This window comes from Streptomyces sp. NPDC045701, assembly GCF_056432045.1.
Genome location: NZ_JBWKJV010000183.1, coordinates 1 through 1,839, shown reverse-complemented (window position 1 = coordinate 1,839; position 1,839 = coordinate 1). Strand labels below are relative to the sequence as shown.

The following is a 1,839-nucleotide window of genomic DNA, read 5'->3' as shown; positions in this document are numbered from 1 at the left end:
GGCCACCCCAAGAAGTCCGCGCCGAGTTCGAGAACCTGCGGCTCGCCGCATGAATTGATGGATCAGACCCTGTCCGGAAAACGCGAGGCCCCTCACCGTCAGCTCCACGCCCATCGCGTACTTCCAGCCGATGGCCCGCACCGCCATCGCCGCCGCCTGCCGATCGGTCAGGTCCCCGGCGAACTGCAACACCGTCACCAACGACAACACCCCCGGCGACAGGCCCGGAGCACCCCGCACCCCGAACGCGGCGGCGAACGGCTCGTCAACGAAGACCTCCGCGAGCCGGTCCCGCACCCGTATCGCCAGGCTCTCCTTCGGAAACGCCGCCCGAACCACCGTCACAGTCTGCTCCGGGATCTCCGGCAGCCCCACCGGCCGCATCGACATGCCCCACCGCCTCCACGGCCGCACGACAGAGAAGCGACCTCGGGAACGATCATCACGGACCCGAGCTCACCCCCGCAGCAAATTCAGCAACAGAGTCGCCAAGGCCCGCAAAAACTATGCTGGCACCAGCCCGGTCACCCGCGCCTCCGGCAAAGCGCACACGGTCCACGCGCGTCACGTCCGCAACGACCGACTGGCCGACGCCCTCCACAAGCAGGCGTTCTCCGCCATCAACACCTCACCCGGCGCCCGCCGCTACTACGACAAGCAACGCGCCCGCGACGCCGGCTACAACCCCGCCCTGCGCCAACTCGGCAAACGCCTCGTCGGCATCCTCCACGGATGCCTCAAGACCAAAACCCCCTACGACGAGACCACCGCATGGTCACACCACGCAACCATCCCAGCCGCCGCTTGACATCGAAACGGCATGGGATGTTTGACCCGACAGGCTTCGGAGACGCCACTGCCCCTGGCGACAGCCTGCCGCCGGGTCGGTTACGTTCACCGACTGTCCGGCGAGAGCGGCGCGGGGACTCGAGCCTCGGCGGGGTCCGGATCGCGCAGGGGGCGCATTCCGCCAGGCAGGTCGGGAAGCTGGAAGGAGTACCGGCCCAGAAGGTTGATGTGGTGGCGCACGAACGGGGACAGCCGGGCGACGTCCTCGTCGCGCACCCCGAAGCCGTCGGCACGGAGCTGGGTGAGCGCGGCGTCCATGTAGCGGGTGTTGAACAGCACGAGCGCATTGAGGACCAGGCCGAGCGCCCCGATCTGGTCCTCCATGCCGTCCTGGTAGCGCTGGTAGAGCTGCCCCGCCCGCCCGTGCAGCCGTGGGCGACCAGCAGCGCCGCGATCGTCACGTGCAGGTCCCTCAGCCTCGCCTCGCCGGAGGTCACCGAGGTGAACGCCTGGTCGGCACCGGTCCAGGAGAACACCTCCAGCAGCACCTCTGGCAGGTCCACCCTCGGCAGCATCGCGTTGACGGCCGCCCGCAGGTCCAGCAGGGAGGCCGGTTCGGGCTCCGGCTCCAGGGCGCCGAAGTGCAGCCTGCCGTCGTCGTCGTCGAAGACGATCTGCGCGTTGTCCGGGACCCGGGCGGCGACCTCCCGGGAGGTGCCGTCCAGCAGCGCGGCCCGCGCCGCCAGATGCTTCCCCGCCTCACCGAGCAGGTTCAACGAGGCCAGCACCGTCGGCCTGGCCTGCTGCCACGCCTCACCTGCCAGCAGCTTCGCCCTCGGGTCACCCCACTTCGAGGAGTTCCTGGCGAAGATCTGCTTGCTCCGCAGCATCCGGTGCAGCTGCTCCAGGACGCAGAACGTGTACGCCTTCCAGTCCACCGTGCCCGGCTAAAGGTCAAGGCCGTGAAGTTACGGGATGAGCCTTGGTTGCAAGATGTCGATGCTGAGGGTGGCTTTGTAGGTGCGTCGGTCGACTTTGAGGCTTTTGTAG

The 1,839-nt window shown here is 68.3% G+C and carries 1 protein-coding gene and 2 pseudogenes; 1 reads left to right on the top strand and 2 read right to left on the bottom strand.

Annotated features, from left to right (window positions below):
* Window positions 1–390: transposase (locus AC07DW_RS34285; RefSeq protein WP_478861499.1), on the bottom strand; the 390-nt coding region annotated here is incomplete at its 3' end.
* A gap of 97 nt (window positions 391–487) precedes the next feature.
* On the opposite strand from AC07DW_RS34285, the pseudogene AC07DW_RS34280 reads away from it, so the two are divergent.
* Window positions 488–808, top strand: a pseudogene (locus AC07DW_RS34280) (transposase); the annotation flags it as partial.
* A gap of 86 nt (window positions 809–894) precedes the next feature.
* Here the strand turns inward: AC07DW_RS34280 and AC07DW_RS34275 are convergent.
* Window positions 895–1,736, bottom strand: a pseudogene (locus AC07DW_RS34275) (Tn3 family transposase); the annotation flags it as partial.
* Window positions 1,737–1,839 lie beyond the last annotated feature (103 nt).